Source organism: Rhizobium beringeri (assembly GCF_004306515.1).
Classification (GTDB): domain Bacteria; phylum Pseudomonadota; class Alphaproteobacteria; order Rhizobiales; family Rhizobiaceae; genus Rhizobium; species Rhizobium beringeri.
This window is the reverse complement of sequence record NZ_SILG01000004.1, coordinates 288,368-307,374: the sequence shown is the minus strand read 5'-3', so window position 1 is coordinate 307,374 and position 19,007 is coordinate 288,368. Positions and strand designations below refer to the sequence as shown.

Genomic DNA, 19,007 nt, shown 5'->3' with positions numbered 1-19,007 from the left:
GGGTTCGGCATTGCGGCCCACCCTATCACTTCTTATAGCTGGCACTGAATGCGGTTTAAGGTAAAAATTTAGCCGTGCCCAAATATTGAGCAAGCGAAATCTTCTGCCGGAGCGATCAATGTGGCGTGAAATACGGCCGGACGAGCGATTCGAGATCGATGTCGATGGCTATCGCGTCGTTGCCTATAGCTTCGGGACCGGCAGCGAGACGGTTTTCTGCCTGAACGGCGGGCCGGGTCTACCCTGCGATTACCTGCGCGAGGCGCATTCCTGTCTCATCGACAAGGGCTATCGCGTCGTCGCCTTCGACCAACTCGGCACCGGCGCTTCCGACCGGCCGGACGATCTCTCGCTCTGGACGATCGGCCGTTATGTCGAGGAGACGGAGACGGTGCGCAAGGCATTGGGGCTCGGCAAGGTCCACATGCTCGGCCATTCCTGGGGCGGGTGGCTGGCGATCGAATATGCGCTGACCTATCCCGAAAACCTCAAGACGCTGATCCTCGAAGATACCGTCGCCGACATGCCGCATCTGATCTCGGAACTGGAACGGCTGCGCGCAGCGCTCGGTCCCGAAACCGTGTCGATGATGCAGAAGCACGAGGCGCAGGGCACCTACAATCATCCGGAATATCTCGCTGCCGTCACCATCCTCAACTATCGCCATGTCTGCCGTCTGCCGGAATGGCCCGCGCCGGTACGCCGCTCGCTCGATGATTGGAACATGGCGCCCTATGAGACGATGCAGGGGCCGAACGAGTTTCTCTATATCGGCAACCTCAAGGACTGGAACCGCATCCCCGATCTGCCGCGGCTGACGCTGCCGGTGCTCATCACGACGGGAGAGCATGACGAGTTGACGCCGGCCTGTGCGCTGAGGATGAAGCTTGCGCTGCCGAATGCCGAGCTCAAGGTATTTGCCAATGCCAGCCATATGCCGTTCTATGAGAACCCGCAGGATTATTATCCGGCGCTTCTCGATTTTCTCGACCGGCACGAGGCAGGCTGATGCAAGAGGGAGCGGACCGAACCCGACGAAGACAAAGGGGCGATCGCCGTCATGCATCGCTATAAATTCGTTCTGACGCGACCGCTGCAGTTCCTGCCCGTCATTTTCGGCATCAGCGTCATCACTTTCATTCTGGTCCGGCTGATCCCCGGCGATCCGGCGCGCAATATCCTCGGCACGCGTGCGACGCCGGCGGCCCTTGCCAGCATTCGCGCCCAGTACGGCCTCGACCAGCCGATGTGGCTGCAATATGTCTATTTCCTCAAGAACCTTGCCAATGGCGAGATGGGCAAGTCGATCCTCTACAAGATCGACGTGCTGAAGCTGATCGTCACCCGTATCGAGCCGACGCTTGCACTCGTCGTCTCCAGCGTCGTGCTTTCGGTCCTGATCGCAGTGCCGATGGCGGCGGTCGCAGCACGCAATGCCGGCCGGGCGCCGGACCATGCGGTGCGCATCGTCTCGACCTTCGGCATCGGCTTTCCGCCCTTCTGGCTGGGGCTAATGCTGATCATCCTCTTCAGCGTTGAACTCGGTGTGCTGCCGGTTTCGGGCTATGGTGCGACGATCGGCGAAAAGCTGTCGCATCTCGTGCTGCCGAGCCTGACGGTCGCGCTGTCGCTTTCGACCGTGCTGACGCGCAGCCTGCGGGCGGCGATGATCGAGCAGCTGAAATCGGACGTCGCGACGGCGGCGCGCGCCCGCGGCATGCCCGAACGCATCGTCTTCTGGCGACACGTCCTGCCGAATTCGCTGGTGCCGACGATCAACCTGCTCGCCGTCAACATCGGCTGGCTGATCGGCGGCACAGTGGTGGTCGAGAGCGTCTTTGCGTTGCCTGGCATGGGGCAGTTGCTTGTCAGGGCGATCTTCTCGCGTGACTACATGGTGGTCCAGGGTGTCGCTATGGTCTTTGCCTGTGCCACCGTGCTCATCAACTTCATCGCCGATATCGTCACCGTCGCCGTCGATCCGAGGGTGAAGCTATGAGCATCGAGGCGATTTCCCCCGCATCTCTCGGCTGGCGTCGGTTCTTCGGCCGACGGCCGATGCTTGCGCTCAGTGCCGGCTTGCTGCTGTTCTTCGTTCTGCTGGCGATCGGTGCGCCCATCATCGCGCCTTACGACCCGATCATGCAGAATGCCGAGGTCCGCCTGCAGGCGCCTTCGCTGTTGCACCCCTTCGGCACCGACAATTTCGGCCGCGATATCCTCTCCCGCGTTATCTGGGGCGCGCGCCTCGACCTGCAGATGGCGCTGATCGGCGTCATCTTCCCCTTCGTGATCGGCACGACAGTCGGCACGATCGCCGGCTTTTTCGGAGGCATCGTCGATGCGCTGTTCATGCGCCTCGTCGATATCATCCTCGCCTTTCCCTTCCTCGTGCTGATGCTGTCGATCATCGCGATCCTAGGCCCGGGTCTTGGCAGTTTCTATATCGCCATGGCGCTTGTCGGCTGGGTCTCCTATGCGCGGCTGATCCGGGCGCAGATGCTGGTGCTGAAAGGCAGCGACTATGCCGTTGCCGCCGTCAGCCTCGGCTTCAGCCGCCCGCGCATCATGTTCCGCCACCTGTTGCCGAACGCGATCGCCGGCTCGATCGTCTTTTCGATGTCCGATGCGACACTGGTGTTGCTTAGCGGCGCTGCCGTCAGCTATCTCGGCCTCGGCGTCCAGCCGCCGATCGCCGAATGGGGTGTCATGGTCGCGGAAGGACAGAGCTTCATCACCACCGCATGGTGGATCACGCTGTTTCCCGGCCTCTCCATCGTCTGCCTCGCCTTCGGTTTCAGCATGCTGGGTGACGCGCTTGGCGAACTGCTGGGGGTGCACGAATGAGCGGCTCCGTGCTGTCCGTCCGCGATCTCACAGTCAGGGCGCATGTCGATTCCGGCCCGCGCACGCTGCTCGATGCGGTCTCGCTCGACCTCGGCAAGGGCGAGATCCTTGGTCTCGTCGGCGAGAGCGGCTCGGGCAAGAGCCTGTTCTGCCGTTCCCTGGTGCGCCTGCTGCCCTCCTCGCTGCTGAAGATCGAAAGCGGTAGCGTGCTGCTTGAAGGGCGCGACCTCATGCGGGTCGACGATAGCGAGATGCTGAAAGTGCGCGGCGGCGAGATCGGCATGATCTTCCAGAACCCGACCAGCCATCTCGACCCGGTGATGCGGATCGGCGATCAGATCGCCGAGGGCATCCGCTACCATCAGGGCCTCGGCCCCCGCGAGGCCCGCGCCGCGGCGACGGAAATCCTGGCGCAGGTCGGCTTCCCCGATCCCGTGCGCCAGTACGATAGCTATCCGCACGAATTTTCCGGCGGCATGCGGCAGCGCGCGATGATCGGCGTGGCGCTGTCCTGCAATCCGAAAATCCTGATCGCCGACGAGCCGACGACGGCACTCGACGTGACCATCCAGGCGCAGATCCTGCGGCTGTTGATTGACATTCGCGATCGGCGCGGCCTGTCGATCATTCTGATCACCCACGATCTCGGTATCGTCGCCCAGACCTGCGACCGCATCGCCGTGCTGCGCGGCGGCAAGCTGCTCGAAGAGGGGCCGAAGCGGACGATCCTGGCGCGGCCGCAGCATCCCTATACGATCAACCTGATCAACAGCCACCCTTCCATCTCAACCGAGACGCCTGCGCCGCCGCTCGAGCTTGCCGAGGCCAGCCAGCCGGCGAGACCATTGCTCGAAATCGATGATCTCCACGTGCGCTTCAGAGCGGGCGGCGCCCTGCTCAGAGGCGGTGCCAAGACGGTCAGCGCCGTTGCCGGCGTCAGCCTGCAGATCATGCCGGGCGAGACGGTCGGCATCGTCGGCGAATCCGGCAGCGGCAAGAGCACGCTTGCCCGCGCCGTGCTCGGCCTCACGCCGCTTTCCTCGGGCCACGTCACCTTCGACGGCGTCGATCTGGCGCTGCAGAAGAGTGCCGGCCTGGCAAAGCTCAGGCGCGAGACGGCGATGGTCTTCCAAGATCCCTACAATGCGCTCAATCCGCGGCTGACGATCGGGCAGATGCTGGCCGAGGTGCTGAAGGTGCAGGGCAAGGTCGCCAAGGCCGATATCCCGGCGCGGATCGGCGAACTGCTCGATCTCGTCGGCCTCGAACGCGAATTCGCCGGCCGCAAACCGCGCAGCATGAGCGGCGGCCAGTGCCAGCGCGCCGGCATCGCCCGGGCCCTCGCCGTTGATCCGAAGATGATCATCGCCGACGAATGCGTGGCCGCCCTCGACGTCACCATCCAGGCCCAGATCATCGAACTCTTCCGCGAGCTCACGGTGAAGATGAACCTGACGCTGATCTTCATCGCTCATGATCTCGCAATCGTCCGCAATCTCTGTGAACGGGTCGTCGTGATGTATCGCGGCGAGGTCGTTGAGGAAGGCCGCTCCGAAGAGGTCTTCGCGCGGCCGAAACATCCCTACACGGCGGCGCTGATCGCTGCCATTCCTGACATCGATCCTGACAAGCCGCTGCTTCAAGGCGTCGGCGGCAAGGACGATCCGCAGACGATGCCAATCCAGCCCATCAAACGCATGCCATAACAACGAAGGGAACGAACTCATGACAAACAGGTGGAAATCAATCGGGCTTGCAGCCTTGCTCGCCGGCCTGACGCTCAGTGCAAGCTATGCGGAGGCCGCCGGTGTACTCACCATCGGCCGCCGCGAGGATTCGACAACATTCGATCCGATCAAGACCGCCCAGAACATCGACAACTGGGTGTTCTCCAACGTCTACGACGTGCTGATCCGCGTCGACAAGACAGGCACGAAGCTGGAGCCGGGCCTTGCCGAAAGCTGGACCGCCTCGGATGACGGGCTGACCTACACGTTCAAGATCCGCGACGCGAAATTCTCCGACGGTTCGCCGCTGACGGCGGAAGACGCGGCCTACAGCCTGCTGCGCATCCGCGATGACGCGGCCTCGCTATGGAGCGATTCCTACAAGGTGATCGATACGGCGGTGGCAACCGACGCGCACACGCTGACGATCAAGCTCAAGAACCCGTCCGCGCCGTTCCTTTCGACGCTGGCGCTGCCGAATGCCTCCGTCATCTCCAAGAAGGGCATGGAATCGCTTGGCCCCGATGCCTATGGCGAAAAGCCGATCGCATCCGGCGCCTTCGTGGTCGAGGAATGGCGGCGCGGCGACCGCGTCATTCTCAAGAAGAACCCGAACTTCTGGCAGGCCGACCGCGTCAAGCTCGACGGCGTCGAGTGGATCTCGGTGCCTGACGACAACACCCGCATGCTGAACGTTCAGGCCGGCGAGCTGGACACCGCGATCTTCGTTCCCTTCTCCCGCGTCGAGGAGCTGAAGAAGGACCCGAACCTCAACGTCGATATCGACGCTTCGACCCGCGAGGATCATCTGCTGATCAATCATGCACATGGCGCGCTCGGCAAGAAGGAAGTCCGCCAGGCGCTGGATCTTGCGATCGACAAGAAGGCGATCGTCGATACCGTTACCTTCGGCCAGGGCACGGTCGCCAACTCCTACATTCCGAAGGGCGCGCTCTATTATTATGCCGACAATCTGCAGCGGCCTTATGATCCCGAAAAAGCAAAGGAGCTGCTGGCGGCTGCAGGCGCCTCGGACCTGACGCTGAATTACCTGGTCCGCGCCGGCGATGAAGTCGACGAACAGACGGCTGTGCTCGTCCAGCAGCAACTGCAGAAGGCCGGCATCACCGCCAATCTGCAGAAGGTCGACCCGAGCCAGGAATGGGACATGATCGTTGCCGGCGACTACGACGTCTCGGTCAACTACTGGACCAACGACATTCTCGATCCGGACCAGAAGACCACCTTCGTCCTCGGCCACGATTCCAACAACAACTACTCGACCAATTACAAAAGCGAGGCGGTGAAGGAACTGGTTGCCAAGGCGCGTCTCGAGCTCGACCCGAAGAAGCGCGAACAGATGTATGTCGATCTGCAGAAGATGGCCAAGGACGACGTCAACTGGATCGACCTCTATTACAGCCCCTATATCAACGTCTCACGCAAGAATATCGAGAACTTCTACCAGAACCCGCTCGGCCGATTCTTCCTGGAAGACACGGTCAAGAACTGAGTTCGGGCAGCCTGCAAACGCTCCGCCGCCGTAAAGGCGGCGGAGCATCATTTGTTGCTGCGACAAGTGGCTGAGGCCACTCGCTTACTCGGCGGCCGCGAGCTTGTCCTGCGTCCTGGTGTCGAAGTCGCTGGCGTCGTGGCGCTCGTGCAACTGGGTCGAGGGATCGCCGGAGAGGCGGTTGACCATCCGGCCGCGTTGCACGGCCGGCCTGCTATGGATGGTGTCGGCCCAGCGCAGCACGTTCTTATAGTCCTCGACCTGCAGAAACTCGGCTGCACCATAGGTCCAGCCCTTCACCAGGCCGCCATACCAGGGCCAGACGGCAATATCGGCGATCGTATATTGGCTGCCTGCCAGATACTCGCTTTCGGCGAGGCGACGATCGAGCACGTCGAGCTGACGCTTCACTTCCATGGCGAAGCGGTCGATCGCATATTCGATCTTCGTCGGCGCATAGGCGTAGAAATGGCCGAAGCCGCCGCCGAGATAGGGCGCGCTTCCCATCTGCCAGAACAGCCATGACAGGCATTCGGCGCGCGCACTCGGTTCCGTCGGCAGGAAGGCGCCGAACTTCTCGGCGAGATAGGTGAGGATAGCACCGGATTCGAAGACACGGATCGGCTTTGGTCCGCTGCGGTCCATCAGCGCCGGTATCTTGGAATTGGGATTGACCGCGACGAAGCCGCTTCCGAACTGGTCGCCATCGCCGATCTTGATCAGCCAGGCGTCATATTCGGCACCGCTATGACCGAGAGCCAGCAGCTCCTCGAGCATGATCGTCACCTTCTGGCCGTTCGGGGTGCCGAGCGAATAGAGCTGCAGCGGATGACGGCCGACCGGAAGCTCCTTGTCATGCGTCGGTCCCGCGATCGGGCGATTGATGCTGGCGAATTGACCGCCATTCGCTTTGTTCCAGGTCCAGACTTTCGGGGGTGTATATTCGGAAGAACCGCTCATCTTTCAAACTCCTGGCATTGGTCGGACAGAGCGCGACGCCGGTTGGGCCGCCGCATTTTTCCTGACATAGCAGAGGCAATCAGGTTTTGTCAGCGGTGTCGAAGCGGCTTCACACAATCGTCAGAATTGGCCGGGGATCAGATTCACGCTGTGAAGACTAGGTTTTGTTATGTACCAAAAATTGGTATATTGGCTTAAAGGAGATTCAGCATGGCCAGAAATACGTCCATATCGCTCGGCGAGCATTTCACCAGCTTCATCGATACGCAAGTTCAGGCTGGCCGCTATGGTTCAGCCACTGACGTTGTTCGGGCCGGCCTTCGCCTACTTGAAGAACACGAAGCCAAAGTGAAGGCATTACAGGATGCCTTGATTGAAGGCGAGGAATCCGGCCCTGCCACGCCCTTTGATTTCGATGCGTTCAACGCTCGCAAACGTGCGGCGTTCGAGGCGAAATGACAGGCATCATATTTCTCCTGCTGCGCAAACCGATATTGAGAAGATTTGGGATTACACAGCGACGAGTTGGAATGTCGATCAGGCAGAGCATTACATCCAGGACAAAGAGACGCCTGCCACGAATTGGCGGAGGGAAGACGGATGAGCCGTCCCTCAGATATTCGGAAAGGGTACAGAAAGGTCTCTGTTGGCTCTCATTTTCTGTATTTCAAAAGCAATGATGCAGGCCAGATCATCATCGTGCGCATCCTTCATCGAAGAATGGACGTAGCCAAGCACCTGTAAGGCTATTGCGGTCAGCGATCGATGTCGGGTCGCGCGAGGATTTCGTCCAACTGCCCGACGAGCACGCGGCTGCCCTCCACGTCATCAGCCATCCTGGCAAAGACGTCCGCCATGCCGCGGAAGATGGTCGTGGCCGGATCATCCTCGCCGAGGAAATCGGCGATCTCCTGCATTTCGGCTACCCACCGATAGGCTTTCGGATACATGTCGGGAATGGATCTCGACAGCTTGCGGCCGACGTCGGGAAGGCTTTGGGAGAGCTCGGCTTTCAGGCTTTCGGCAGCACCCGAACGCGATGCGGCAAGCAGCATGGCGGTGCTAAGGCCGATAAATCCCTTGTTGATGCCGGCATAACACATCTTCAGTGCCGAGGCGGCGCCGAGTGGTCCGTCGAGCCTGCGGATCTGCAGGCCGCAATCCTCGAGCAGCCGGCTCCGCTCCGCGGTATCGCCGCTGATATAGATGGTCGGACCTGATTTGCCGGGGACCGGCGGCCCGCCGATGATCGCACCATCAAGCACCTCGACGCCGCTGCCTTCGAACCGCGCCGCCAACGCCTGCATCGTTTTCGGCGCAATCGCGTTGAGGTCGACGAAGGGCGGCGGGGCCGGCATCCCCGACGATATGTCCGCGACGAGGTCGGCGACCTTGATCGCCTCCGACGGCGGAATGATCGACAGGATCAGCTCGGCCTTCGTCAGCTCCTGGCGGTCGACCGGCACCATGCCGGCTGCCTTTGCCCGCGCAATCGTCCGCTGGCTCCTGCCCTCGAGGTAAGTCAGCACCGTGGCGCCGTGGTCGATCAGCCGTTTGGCGACAGCGCTTCCCATCGCACCCGATCCGATAATCGCAAAATTCGGCATGTGAACCTCAATCAGTGACGACATCGGGTTAGAAATGTTGCTGGTGACCATGTCGTCAACTGCGACGATTCAGCCGGAGGTCCGTCGCGAAGCAGCTGGCCGTTTCATGCGCGCTGCCGTTGCGGCACTTTTTCTTGATATTCGTCAATGCCGGGATGGTCGACACTGGTATGATCGGTGTTATCATTCGCATTCAAGGATATGGATTTCAATGTATCGGACGATCATCTGCTGCATCGGCATGGGTTCCAGGGAAACGGCAAGCCGCCTTCTGCGCCGGGCTGCTGCGCTGGTGGATGAAGGCGGAAGCATCGTCGTCATGCACGTCATCGAGAGTATCCCGCACCGTCACCTGACGGAGCTTCCCGACGAATTCGAAACGACCGCCATCGTCGACGCCGAAAAGAAACTTGCATCGTGCTGTAAAGAGATGGGGATTCCGGCGACGATCGAGGTGCGCGTCGGCGTTGCCGCCTCCCTGCTCGTCTCCGTCGCAAGGGAGAAATCGGCCGATCTCATCCTGCTTTCATCCCATGTGACGAATATCACCGACTACGTCTTCTCCTCGATCGTCGACAAGGTCGTGCGTCACGCCGGGTGCTCGGTTCTCATCGATCGGCGACCCGATCCCGCGCAGGAAGGCTCGGCGCCACAAGTGGAAGACGCGGCGTTGTTTTAGTTCCGCTGCGGATTGAGGAGGTCGAGCAGAACGACCGCCTCCCCTCCCCGGCGGCGGCCCGACCACCTATATCATCCCCAAGCCAACCAGCAGTATCGCTGCCCTCAGGAGATATGCATGAGCCAGGATCCATATGAGCTTCTGGGCGTAAAGCGGGATGCGACGCAAAAGGATATTCAAAGCGCGTTCCGCAAGCTCGCCAAGAAACTTCACCCCGACCTCAACCCCGGCGACAAAAAGGCCGAGGAACGGTTCAAGGAAATTTCGGCCGCAAACGAGATCTTGAGCGACGAGGAAAAACGCGGCCGCTTCGATCGCGGCGAGATCGACATTACGGGCGCCGAGCGGGCGCAGCGTAATTATTACCGCGACTATGCCTCGGCGAGCGGTCCTAGTGATCCCTATCACAACAGCGCAGGCTTTGCCGATTTCGGCGATGCCGACGATCTCTTCGCCAATTTCTTTTCGCGGCGGACGGGAGGCAGCCAGACCCGTGGTCGTGGCCGGGACCGCCAGTTCTCCATGGAGGTCGATTTTCTCGACGCCGTCAACGGCACCAGGACCGAGATCAAGCTTCCTGATGGTCCGGCGCTCGATGTGCAGATCCCGCCGGGGACGCGTGACGGCCAAACCTTGAGGCTGCGCGGCAAGGGCGAGCCGGGGATCGGAGGCGGGCCGGCGGGCGATGCCCTGATCGACATCCGTGTGCGCCCGCACCGCTTCTTCACGCGAGACGGCGACGATATCCGGCTCGAACTGCCGATCTCGCTCGGCGAGGCCGTGCTCGGCGGCAAGGTTCGTGTGCCGACGCCGTCAGGGCCTGTTAATCTGACCCTGCCGCCTCATTCCAACACCGGCAAGGTGCTGCGCCTCAAGGGCAAGGGTGTTGCAAAACGTGGTGGCGAACACGGCGACGTCTATATTTCGCTGAAGATCGTGCTGCCCGACGCCCCGGATGAACGACTGACGGCCTTCGTCCAGGAATGGGCGACGGCAAACTCATACGATCCGAGAAAGAACATGGAGGCCTGATCATGGATGATCTCGAATTCCGTCTTTACTTGAAAATCGACATCGTCCAGCTCGACCTCTGGGTCGAAGAGGGTTGGCTGATCCCGGAGACGTCAGGCGGCCAACGGCAATTCCGGGACGCCGATGTCGCACGCGCCCGGCTCATCTTGGACCTCATGGGAAACATGGGTGTCAACGAAGCCGGCGTCGATGTCGTCATGGACCTGGTCGACCAGTTGCACGGCCTCAGGGGCACGATGGGCAAGCTGATGACCGCCATCAGCAAGCAGGAGCGGGATGTTCAGCGCCGGCTGTTCGAGAGCCTCGAGGAGATCGACCGGTTTTAGCCAGAACCAAGCTTCTACACGGTGAACCAATAGCGGACGATGTGGAAGAACAGCGGTGCGGCGAAGGTGATAGAGTCGAGGCGGTCAAGCACGCCGCCATGGCCTTCGATCACATAACCCCAGTCCTTAGCATTGAGATCGCGCTTGATGGCCGAGAGCACGAAGCCGCCAAAGAAGCCGGCGACGACGATGACCGTGCTGATGGCAGTGGCCTGCAGCGGGGAGAAGGGTGTCAGGCGATATAGCAGTGTTCCCACGAGGATGGCCGAGGCGCCGCCTCCGACCAGCCCTTCGATCGTCTTCGACGGGCTGATGTTCGGCGAGAAACGGTGCTTTCCGAGGAGTTTGCCCCAGACATACTGGAAGACGTCGCTGAGCTGCACGACCACGACCAGATAAACGAGAAGGAGCGCCGGTGACGTGCCGGTCTCCAACATGAGAAGGGCGGGCGCGTGGCTGATCGAATAGACCGTCAGCATCAAACCCCATTGGACTCTGGCGGTCCGCGCGAGGAATTCGTTGACATCCCCTGTCAAGGTCGCCACCGCCGGCAGGATCAGGAAGGCATAGACCGGGATGAAGATCGCAAACAGACCGTACCACTCCGTTCCGAGCAGCACGTAATGCAGCGGCAAGACGACGAAGAAGGACAGGAAAAGCGCCAGGTGATCGCCGCGCCGCGATGGTGTCAGGGTCCAGAATTCGCGAAGCGCCATAAAGGATAGGAATGCGAACAGGATGACGGTCGCCGTTTCGCCGAGCAGGATCGCGCCGCCGAACACGGCAACCATGATCCACCAGGAGCGGATGCGGGCGTTGAGGTTCTGAACGGTGGCGACGGAGCCGGGTTCTGTCGCGCGTCGCTGCAGGATGAAACCGATGGCGGAGGCGACGGCAAGCAGGCCGAGGATAGCAGCTAGCACGAGAGAGAACATACTGGTCATGCCGTGTGCCCCCCATCCGCGAGCTCGATGACAGCGGCACGGGCGCGCGCCAGGAATACAGCCTTTTCCTCGCCCGGTTCGACGCGCAAGGGTTTGCCGAAGCGCGCCGTGCAGGTGATCGGCACGATCAGCATGCTTCCCTTCGGCAGGATGCGCTGGAGGTTGTCGAGATGGATCGGCACCAGATCGACATCGGGGAAACGGCAGGCAAGACGAAAGATGCCGCTGCGGAACGGGGCGATCTCATCGGTGGTGCTTCTCGTTCCTTCCGGGAAAATCAGGACTGAGCGCCCCTCCTCAAGCAGGCGCTCTATCGGAGCCAGCGGGTCGGTGTCCGGCGGAGGCTTGCGGTCTATCAAGACGGCGCGCAGGCCTTTCTCTGCGATGAAACGGCGAAAGGCGCTCGTTCCCCAATAGTCCCGCGCCGCAACCGGATGGGTCATCCGGCGCACCGGCCAGGGCAAGGCGGCCATGACGGCGACGGTATCGATATGGCTGTTGTGATTGGCGAAATAGATGCGGCGACTGGGATCGGGCGCGCAGCCCCGCCACTCGCTTCGGGCGCCGACCAGGATACGGACGAACAGCACAAGAAGCCGACGGATGAGTGCGATCATAGTCTCTCCAGGGAACCGGCAAGCGTTATCGTGCGTGTGATGCAGGTGACAAGGCTGCCGGCCGCGATGACCGAAGATGCCACAATCAGCGACCAGTGGCTGCCTGATATCAGAGTCTCGACGCTCTGGGCGAGGAGGCCCGCCGTCAGCACCGCCATGCGGCGTTGCTTGGCCATGACACCGCTGAAGTCCTGGGCAAGACCGACCGATCCTCCGAACACCCTGATATAGGCGGTGAGTGCTGCGAGCAGCGCAGACAGCCAGCCGAGCCAGCCAAAGCCGCAGGCATAGCCGGCCGCGATCAGAAACAGGCTGTCGGCGACCCGGTCGGGGAATTCGTTGTAGATCGGCCCGCTCTTGGTTTTCTTTCCGCCCTCGATCGCGACCATTCCATCCAACAGATTGCAGACGAGCCGCAGTTGTACCGAGATCGCGGCACAAACCATGGCTATCGGATGTGTTGTGAAAACGATGAGCGCTGCACCTATACCCGCGAATACGACCGATAAAAGCGAGATGCCGTTCGGTGTCGCGCCGCTCCGCGCCAGCCACGCGCTGAGGCCGATGGCCCAGGACGACGACCGGCTCGCGATCGGCCGCCGCGAGGCGCCCTCTTCTTCCCCCATTTCATGTCCCCCAACCCCAATGATCCTTGCATATCCTGCCGATGTCGTCACGCCAAGATATAACACTTGTAAATCCAGCCCATCACCTCCGCCCTTCGGCGAGCATGGGTCGAACAGCCTGATTTTTAAGCCCGTTTACTGCTTGACACATTTTTGGGCGCTACTATGATTTTTGAACCAAATGGTAAAAAAAGGGGAGCAAAACAATGACCAAAGACATGCTGATTTCACGCCGGACAGTGATCGCGTCGGGCATTGCGCTCGGCGTCAGCGGCTTCGCCCCGCTGGTAAGAGCGGCTGCGCCACTGAAGGTTGCCGGCATCCATGCGTCGCCGGTGGAAAATGCCTGGAACTCCTGTCTGCACAAGGCGCTGCAGGACGCGGCCAAGGAAGGCGTCATCGAATATGTCTTCTCCGAAGGCGTCTCCGGCACCGATTATCCCCGCGCCATGCGTGAATATGCCGAACAGGGCAACAAGCTGATTATCGGCGAGGCCTATGCGGTGGAGAAAGAAGCCCGGCAGGTCGCGGCCGATTATCCCGATACCGCTTTCGTGCTCGGTTCGAGCGGCGAGCAGGCCGGCGACAATTTCGGCGTCTTCGGCACCTGGAACCATGACGGCGCCTATCTTGCCGGCATGCTGGCGGGCAAGATGACCAAGTCGAATGTCGTCGGTTCGGTCGGCGCCATTCCGATCCCCGAGGTCAACATGCTGATCAATGCCTTCGCGGCTGGCGTTAAGGCGGTCAATCCCGATGCAAAGCACCTCGTCTCGTTCATCGGCACCTTCTTCGATCCGCCGAAGGCCCGCGAAGCCGGTCTTGCCCAGATCGACGCCGGCGCCGACATCCTGTTCGGCGAGCGCATCGGTACTGCCGATGCCGCCAAGGAGCGCGGCATCAAGTCGGTCGGCTCGCTGATCGACTATACGCCACGTTATCCGGATACGGTGTTTGCCAACGCCATGTGGTACTTCCGCCCGATCCTGGACGCTGCGATCGCCGATGTCGCTGCCGGAAAGCCGGTCGGCAGGAACTACACGTCTTACGGCCTGATGAAGGAAGGCGGCAGCGACATCGTCTTCGTGAAGGGCGTGGCGCCTGCCGAGGCAGAGGCTGCGATGGAGGCCAAGCGGGCGGAGATCAAGGCCGGCACCTTCGAAGTCCCGAAGATGATGGACGAGCCGAAGTAATTCGGTTCATGAAGGGCGATGCAACGGATCTGGCGGCAGCGATCAGGCATGGCAAGCTGAGCGCTGCGGAGGCGATGCAGGCTTCTCTTGAGGCAGACGTGCTGCAGGAGCCGCTCGGCGCCATCGCTTATCTTGATGCCGCCATGGGCCTCGCCTCTGCCGACGACCGCGACAATGAGCGGCGGAGCGAGCCCGATCGCTTTGCCGCCAGGCCCTTTGGCGGTGTGCCGACCTTGGCGAAGGATCTTGGCGGTCCTTTTGCCGGGCTGCCGGTCACGGCCGGTTCCGGTCTTTTCGAAAGAAAGGGCGGCGAAGCGGATTCCGATCTGGCTGCCCGTTTCCGCGAAGCCGGCTTTTGCCTCTTCGGCCTGACGACCAGCCCGGAATTCGGCCTGTCGCTTGCGAGCGAACCGGCGATCGGGCCTGTCTGTCGCAACCCACTCGATCCGACACGAACCGCGGGCGGCTCCTCCGGCGGTGCGGCGGCCGCGGTTGCCGCCGGGATCGTCGCGATTGCGCATGCGACCGACGCCGGCGGCTCGATCCGTGTGCCCGCCGCCTGCTGCGGCCTTGTTGGGATGAAGCCGACGCGCGGTGCCATTCCGGGCGGGCCATCCTTCGGCAACCACGTTGCCGGCATTGCGAGCGAACTCGCGGTCTGCCGCTCGGTTCGGGATACTGCGGTGATTCTCGACTGGCTGAGCGGCAATTCGCGAGGTCCCTTTGCGGATCCTTCCCCTCTCCATATCGGCAACGGCTGTTTGCGGATCGGCCTGTTGACCGATACCGGAGCGGCCTATCCGACCGAGGGTGATCGGCTCGCAGCCGTCGAGGATGCGGCTCGTGCCCTCGAGAACGACGGGCATGTTATCGTTCCGCTGAGCTGGGCCGAGTTCGAATGGAGCGTCGCCGCCAGCGGCCGCGCCTTCGCGGATATCGTCTCCGTCAACCTTGCAGCACTCATGAAGGCGGCAGCGCTTGATGAAAGCAGGGCCGAGCCTCTGACGCAGGCTTTCACGGCGCGGGGACGGGCGCTTCCGGCGACATCGCTCTGGAACACCTTGAACGATGCCGTCCTGGTGAGCCATAAGCTCTGGACGCTATTCGACAGGGTCGATTGCATCCTGATGCCGATGCTTTCGTCTGTGCCTCTTGCGATCGGCTCCTTTCCGTCCGATCATGCCGACACGGATCTGCATCTCGGGCGGATGACGGCATTTGCGCCGCTTGCCTGCCTCGCCAATATTTCGGGTTTTCCTGCTTTGACACTGCCTTTCGGACGGGATGAGCACGCCATGCCGCTGCCGGTGCAGATCATGGCACCGATGGGCCACGAGCCGCGTCTCCTGTCGCTTGCCGCACGCCTGGAGGCCGAGGGGCGGTGGCAGCACCGTTTTCCCGTTGCAGGACTGCCGTCATGACCGGGCCGGTGCTGGAGATTATCGGCGTCAGCAAGCGCTTCGGCGCTAATCTTGCCAATGACGATATTTCCATGACGCTCGCCGGGGGTGAGGTCGTCGCTCTGCTCGGCGAGAACGGCGCGGGCAAGACCACGCTGATGAGCATCCTTTTCGGCCATTACATGCCGGATGCCGGCCGCGTCCTGATCGAGGGCACGGAGGTGCCGCAGGGCAAGCCGCGTGCGGCGATCCGCGCCGGCGTCGGCATGGTGCATCAGCATTTTTCGCTCGCGCCCAATCTGACCGTTCTCGAAAATGTCATGACCGGCACGGAAAGGCTGTGGTCCTGGCGATCGGGAACAACAGCGGCGCGGAAGAAACTCCTGGCAATTTCCGAGCGCTTCGGCCTCAAGGTTGATCCGGATGCCCGCCTTGGCGACCTGTCGGTGGGCGAGCAGCAGCGCGTCGAGATCCTCAAGGCGCTCTATAATGACGCCCGCATCCTGATCCTCGACGAGCCGACGGCAGTGCTGACGAACATCGAGGCCGAACGGCTGTTCACGACGCTAAGGGAAATGGCCCGCCAGGGCCTGTCGCTGATCTTCATCTCGCACAAGCTCGACGAGGTGATGGCAGCAGCCGACCGCATCGTGGTCCTACGCGGCGGCAAGATGGTCGCCGAACGCAAGGCGTCGGAAACCAGCAAGGCGGAACTTGCTGAACTAATGATCGGGCGCCGTGTAACACGACCCGTGCGCGAGCCGTCGACACCCGGCGCCGTTGCCCTCGAAGCGGCCGATCTGACGGTGCGCACCGGCGGCATCGATCGGCTGAAGTCGATCAGCTTCCGGCTGCACCAGGGCGAGATCCTCGGCATCATCGGCGTTTCGGGCAATGGCCAGGCGACATTGGCGCATCTTCTCTCCGGTATGCTGGCGCGCAGCGCCGGCGACCTGCTGCTGTTTGGCAAAGCCATCGGCAATCTTGGCGTTACCGATGTCGTCGAAGCCGGCATCGGCCGCATTCCCGAAGACCGCAACGAAGAGGGTGTGATCGGCGAAATGGCGATCTGGGAAAACACCGTGCTGGAGCGCATCGCCTCGCCGGCATTCTCTCGCCGTGGTTTCGTCAACCGCAAGGCGGGCATGGCCTTCGCCAAGGAGATCATCGACGGGTTTGATGTCCGCGGCGGCGGCCCTGCCATTCGCACCCGCCTGCTCTCCGGCGGCAATATGCAGAAGCTCATTCTCGGCCGCAACCTGCATTGGCGGCCGCGCATCCTGATCGCGGCGCAGCCCGCGCGTGGCCTCGATGAAGGGGCAGTGGCGGCCGTGCACGCACGCCTGCTCGAAGCCCGCAGGCAGGGTACCGCCGTGCTGCTGATCTCGGAGGACCTCGATGAGGTGATCGCGCTTGCCGATCGCATACAGGCGATCGTCGGCGGCCGCCTGTCCCCGCCCGTCGCGGCCGAAAGCGCCGATGCCCGCAGGCTGGGGCTGATGATGGCCGGCGAATGGCAGGAAACCCTCGAGGCCGGCCATGCGATTTGAGCGCCGCGAACATCGTCCGCTTTACCTGCTGATCGTCACCCCTGTGATCGCGGTCATCGCGGCACTGGCGCTGGCCGGCATCCTGATATCAATCGCCGGCGCGCCTGTTCTCGATGCCTATTGGCGCATCCTGACCGGCGCCTTCGGCTCGCGGCTGTCAGCGACCGAAACGCTGACGCGGGCAACGCCGCTGATGCTGACGGGGCTTGCCGCCGCCGTCGCTTTCCGGGCGCGGCTCTGGAATATCGGCGCTGAAGGCCAGTTCTATCTCGGTGCCATCGCCGTTGCCGCGGCGAGTTCCAAGCTGTTGGGCGATCTTCCCGCCGCCATCCTCATTCCGCTGCTGCTGGTGGTCGGCGCCATTGCCGGCATGGTGCTGATCCTGATCCCGCTCTGGCTCAGGCTGCGCTTCTCCGTCGACGAGGTCGTCACCAGCCTGCTCCTGAACTTCATCGCCGTGCTCTTCGTTTCGATGCTGATCGATGGTGTTCTCAAGGATCCGCTGGCCTTTGGCTGGCCGCAGTCGCAATCCGTCAGCGATCATGCCATGCTGCCGAAGCTGATCGCCCGCTCGCGCCTGCATATCGGATTTGCGATCGCGATCGCACTGGCGGTCGTCGTCCATTTCATCCAGTCCCGCACCGTGTTCGGCATGCAGTCGCGCGCCGCGGGCCTCAATCCCGGCGGGGCCGTCTTTGCCGGCGTCCCGCTCGGTAGAACGCTGGTGAAGGTCGCCTGTCTCTCGGGCGGGCTTGCAGGGTTGGCGGGAGCGATCGAGGTCATGGGCGTCAAGGGTTATGTGACGACCGACCTGTCGCCGGGCTTCGGCTACGCCGGTATTGTTGTCGCCATGCTCGCCAACCTCAATCCACTCGGCGTCGTCTTTGCCGCCATTTTCACGGCCACCATGTTCGTAGGCGCGGATGGGATGAGCCGGGGCCTTGGGATCCCGACCTATATCGCCGATGTCACGGTGGCGCTGTCATTGCTGACGATGCTGATTGCCTTGTTCTTCACCCAATACAGGATCCGGCGATGATGCAACTGTTCGACATCATCGCTTCATCAGGGCTCTGGGCGGCAATTCTGCGGATAGCCACGCCGCTGATTTTCGGCACGCTCGGCGCACTGCTCTGCGAACGGGCGGGCGTGCTCAATCTCGGCATCGAAGGCATCATGACCTTCGGCGCGATGATCGGCTGGCTTTCCGTCTATCACGGCGCCGATCTCTGGACCGGCTTGCTGATTGCGGCGGTGGCCGGCGGCGTCTTCGGCCTTTTGCATGCGTCGCTGACGGTGACGTTGGGCCTCTCCCAGCATGTCTCCGGTCTCGGCGTTACGCTGTTTGCCTCGAGCTTCAGCTATTATGTCTTCCGGCTGATCGTGCCGCTTGCCAATACTCCGCCCACCATCGTGCCGTTCCAGCCGATCGCCATTCCGGGTCTCTCGACGCTGCCCTTCATCGGGCCGGCCTTCTTCACGCAGACGGCGCCGACCTATCTTGCCATCCTTATCGCCCTACTGATGGCTTACATCATCTTCCGCACACCCGTCGGCCTTGCGATCCGCATGACCGGCGAAAATCCGCATGCGGCGGAAGCCCAGGGCGTCAATCCGATGAAGGTGCGCTACGGCGCGGTGATTGCCGGAAGCGCGCTGATGGGAATGGGCGGCGCCTTCCTGACATTGTCGGCGTTCAACAGCTTCTTTCCGACCATGGTACAGGGGCGCGGCTGGATCTGCATCGCGCTCGTCGTCTTCGCCTCCTGGCGGCCCGGCCGCGCGCTGTTCGGCGCGCTGCTCTTTGCCTTCTTCGACGCCTTTCAGCTGCGGCTGCAAACCGCACTGAGCGGGCTCGTGCCCTATCAGCTCTTTCTGATGACGCCCTATATCCTTTCCATTGCCGCCCTTGCCGTCATGGCCCGCCGCGCCCGCGTTCCACAGGCGCTGATGCAGCCCTATCGTCGCGGCGAACGCTGAACCACT

Annotated in this window: 21 protein-coding genes; 16 read left to right on the top strand and 5 right to left on the bottom strand. The window is 62.1% G+C overall.

Going from position 1 to position 19,007, the window contains the following annotated elements; translation table 11 throughout:
• Positions 1-118: 118 nt before the first annotated feature.
• From ELH03_RS31015 to ELH03_RS30995, 5 genes are read left to right on the top strand one after another with little or no spacing between them, the layout of a single operon-like run.
• Positions 119-1,009 carry a proline iminopeptidase-family hydrolase gene (locus ELH03_RS31015; RefSeq protein WP_130660018.1) on the top strand — a complete coding sequence of 297 codons (891 nt, stop codon included), beginning with the start codon at positions 119-121 and terminating at the stop codon, positions 1,007-1,009.
• A 51-nt stretch (positions 1,010-1,060) separates the two neighbouring features.
• Positions 1,061-1,999, top strand: a complete 939-nt coding sequence (locus ELH03_RS31010) for an ABC transporter permease (RefSeq protein WP_128403483.1) — start codon at positions 1,061-1,063, stop codon at positions 1,997-1,999.
• The gene (locus ELH03_RS31005; RefSeq protein WP_128403484.1) at positions 1,996-2,847 is read left to right on the top strand and encodes an ABC transporter permease; all 852 of its coding nucleotides are present in this window, start codon (positions 1,996-1,998) and stop codon (positions 2,845-2,847) included. Before ELH03_RS31010 ends, ELH03_RS31005 begins: the two co-directional genes overlap by 4 nt.
• A complete protein-coding gene (locus tag ELH03_RS31000; protein ID WP_130767295.1) occupies positions 2,844-4,553 on the top strand; it encodes a dipeptide ABC transporter ATP-binding protein in 1,710 nt (569 codons plus the stop codon). Before ELH03_RS31005 ends, ELH03_RS31000 begins: the two co-directional genes overlap by 4 nt.
• 19 nt (positions 4,554-4,572) lie before the next feature.
• On the top strand, positions 4,573-6,087 hold the full coding sequence (locus ELH03_RS30995; protein WP_130767294.1) for an ABC transporter substrate-binding protein: 1,515 nt from the start codon (positions 4,573-4,575) through the stop codon (positions 6,085-6,087).
• Positions 6,088-6,171: 84 nt separating this feature from the next.
• Here ELH03_RS30995 and yghU read toward each other — a convergent pair whose 3' ends face one another.
• Positions 6,172-7,047: a glutathione-dependent disulfide-bond oxidoreductase gene (gene yghU / locus ELH03_RS30990; RefSeq protein ID WP_105010207.1), complete on the bottom strand. Its 876-nt coding sequence runs from the start codon at positions 7,045-7,047 to the stop codon at positions 6,172-6,174.
• Positions 7,048-7,257: 210 nt separating this feature from the next.
• Here yghU and ELH03_RS30985 point away from each other — a divergent pair, with 210 nt between their 5' ends.
• From ELH03_RS30985 to ELH03_RS38205, 3 genes are read left to right on the top strand one after another with little or no spacing between them, the layout of a single operon-like run.
• Positions 7,258-7,506 carry a type II toxin-antitoxin system ParD family antitoxin gene (locus ELH03_RS30985; RefSeq protein ID WP_072642369.1) on the top strand — a complete coding sequence of 83 codons (249 nt, stop codon included), beginning with the start codon at positions 7,258-7,260 and terminating at the stop codon, positions 7,504-7,506.
• On the top strand, positions 7,463-7,651 hold the full coding sequence (locus tag ELH03_RS38695; RefSeq protein WP_348633884.1) for a type II toxin-antitoxin system RelE/ParE family toxin: 189 nt from the start codon (positions 7,463-7,465) through the stop codon (positions 7,649-7,651). Before ELH03_RS30985 ends, ELH03_RS38695 begins: the two co-directional genes overlap by 44 nt.
• Positions 7,648-7,791: a type II toxin-antitoxin system RelE/ParE family toxin gene (locus ELH03_RS38205; RefSeq protein WP_245504913.1), complete on the top strand. Its 144-nt coding sequence runs from the start codon at positions 7,648-7,650 to the stop codon at positions 7,789-7,791. Before ELH03_RS38695 ends, ELH03_RS38205 begins: the two co-directional genes overlap by 4 nt.
• An 11-nt stretch (positions 7,792-7,802) precedes the next feature.
• Here the strand turns inward: ELH03_RS38205 and ELH03_RS30975 are convergent, their stop codons facing one another.
• A complete protein-coding gene (locus ELH03_RS30975; protein ID WP_130767293.1) occupies positions 7,803-8,705 on the bottom strand; it encodes an NAD(P)-dependent oxidoreductase in 903 nt (300 codons plus the stop codon).
• A gap of 160 nt (positions 8,706-8,865) precedes the next feature.
• Here ELH03_RS30975 and ELH03_RS30970 point away from each other — a divergent pair, with 160 nt between their 5' ends.
• The 3 genes from ELH03_RS30970 to ELH03_RS30960 all read left to right on the top strand — a co-directional run bounded on the left by ELH03_RS30970 (position 8,866) and on the right by ELH03_RS30960 (position 10,691).
• Positions 8,866-9,333: a universal stress protein gene (locus ELH03_RS30970; RefSeq protein WP_128409563.1), complete on the top strand. Its 468-nt coding sequence runs from the start codon at positions 8,866-8,868 to the stop codon at positions 9,331-9,333.
• A 117-nt stretch (positions 9,334-9,450) separates the two neighbouring features.
• On the top strand, positions 9,451-10,365 hold the full coding sequence (locus tag ELH03_RS30965) for a DnaJ C-terminal domain-containing protein (RefSeq protein WP_128403489.1): 915 nt from the start codon (positions 9,451-9,453) through the stop codon (positions 10,363-10,365).
• A gap of 2 nt (positions 10,366-10,367) precedes the next feature.
• Entirely contained in the window at positions 10,368-10,691 is a 324-nt protein-coding gene (locus ELH03_RS30960) for a chaperone modulator CbpM (RefSeq protein ID WP_026236977.1), read from the top strand.
• 14 nt (positions 10,692-10,705) lie between these two features.
• Here ELH03_RS30960 and ELH03_RS30955 read toward each other — a convergent pair whose 3' ends face one another.
• Genes ELH03_RS30955 through ELH03_RS30945 form a run of 3 tightly spaced genes read right to left on the bottom strand, consistent with a single transcriptional unit; the run spans position 10,706 to position 12,878 of the window.
• Positions 10,706-11,635: a phosphatidate cytidylyltransferase gene (locus ELH03_RS30955; RefSeq protein ID WP_128403490.1), complete on the bottom strand. Its 930-nt coding sequence runs from the start codon at positions 11,633-11,635 to the stop codon at positions 10,706-10,708.
• On the bottom strand, positions 11,632-12,252 hold the full coding sequence (locus tag ELH03_RS30950; protein WP_128409562.1) for a lysophospholipid acyltransferase family protein: 621 nt from the start codon (positions 12,250-12,252) through the stop codon (positions 11,632-11,634). The genes ELH03_RS30955 and ELH03_RS30950 overlap by 4 nt, the downstream gene beginning before the upstream one ends.
• Positions 12,249-12,878, bottom strand: a complete 630-nt coding sequence (locus ELH03_RS30945; protein WP_128409561.1) for a CDP-alcohol phosphatidyltransferase family protein — start codon at positions 12,876-12,878, stop codon at positions 12,249-12,251. Before ELH03_RS30945 ends, ELH03_RS30950 begins: the two co-directional genes overlap by 4 nt.
• A gap of 206 nt (positions 12,879-13,084) precedes the next feature.
• Between ELH03_RS30945 and ELH03_RS30940 the strand changes: the two genes are divergently transcribed.
• The 5 genes from ELH03_RS30940 to ELH03_RS30920 are packed head-to-tail and all read left to right on the top strand — an operon-like array spanning position 13,085 to position 19,001.
• Complete coding sequence (locus tag ELH03_RS30940; RefSeq protein ID WP_130767292.1) at positions 13,085-14,071, top strand: BMP family protein; 987 nt, start codon at positions 13,085-13,087, stop codon at positions 14,069-14,071.
• 8 nt (positions 14,072-14,079) lie between these two features.
• On the top strand, positions 14,080-15,492 hold the full coding sequence (locus ELH03_RS30935; protein ID WP_130767291.1) for an amidase: 1,413 nt from the start codon (positions 14,080-14,082) through the stop codon (positions 15,490-15,492).
• Entirely contained in the window at positions 15,489-17,021 is a 1,533-nt protein-coding gene (locus ELH03_RS30930; protein ID WP_130767290.1) for an ABC transporter ATP-binding protein, read from the top strand. Before ELH03_RS30935 ends, ELH03_RS30930 begins: the two co-directional genes overlap by 4 nt.
• Positions 17,011-18,060, top strand: coding sequence for an ABC transporter permease (locus ELH03_RS30925; protein ID WP_130767289.1), 1,050 nt, complete (start codon positions 17,011-17,013; stop codon positions 18,058-18,060). The genes ELH03_RS30930 and ELH03_RS30925 overlap by 11 nt, the downstream gene beginning before the upstream one ends.
• Complete coding sequence (locus ELH03_RS30920) at positions 18,057-19,001, top strand: ABC transporter permease (protein ID WP_128403497.1); 945 nt, start codon at positions 18,057-18,059, stop codon at positions 18,999-19,001. The genes ELH03_RS30925 and ELH03_RS30920 overlap by 4 nt, the downstream gene beginning before the upstream one ends.
• Positions 19,002-19,007 lie beyond the last annotated feature (6 nt).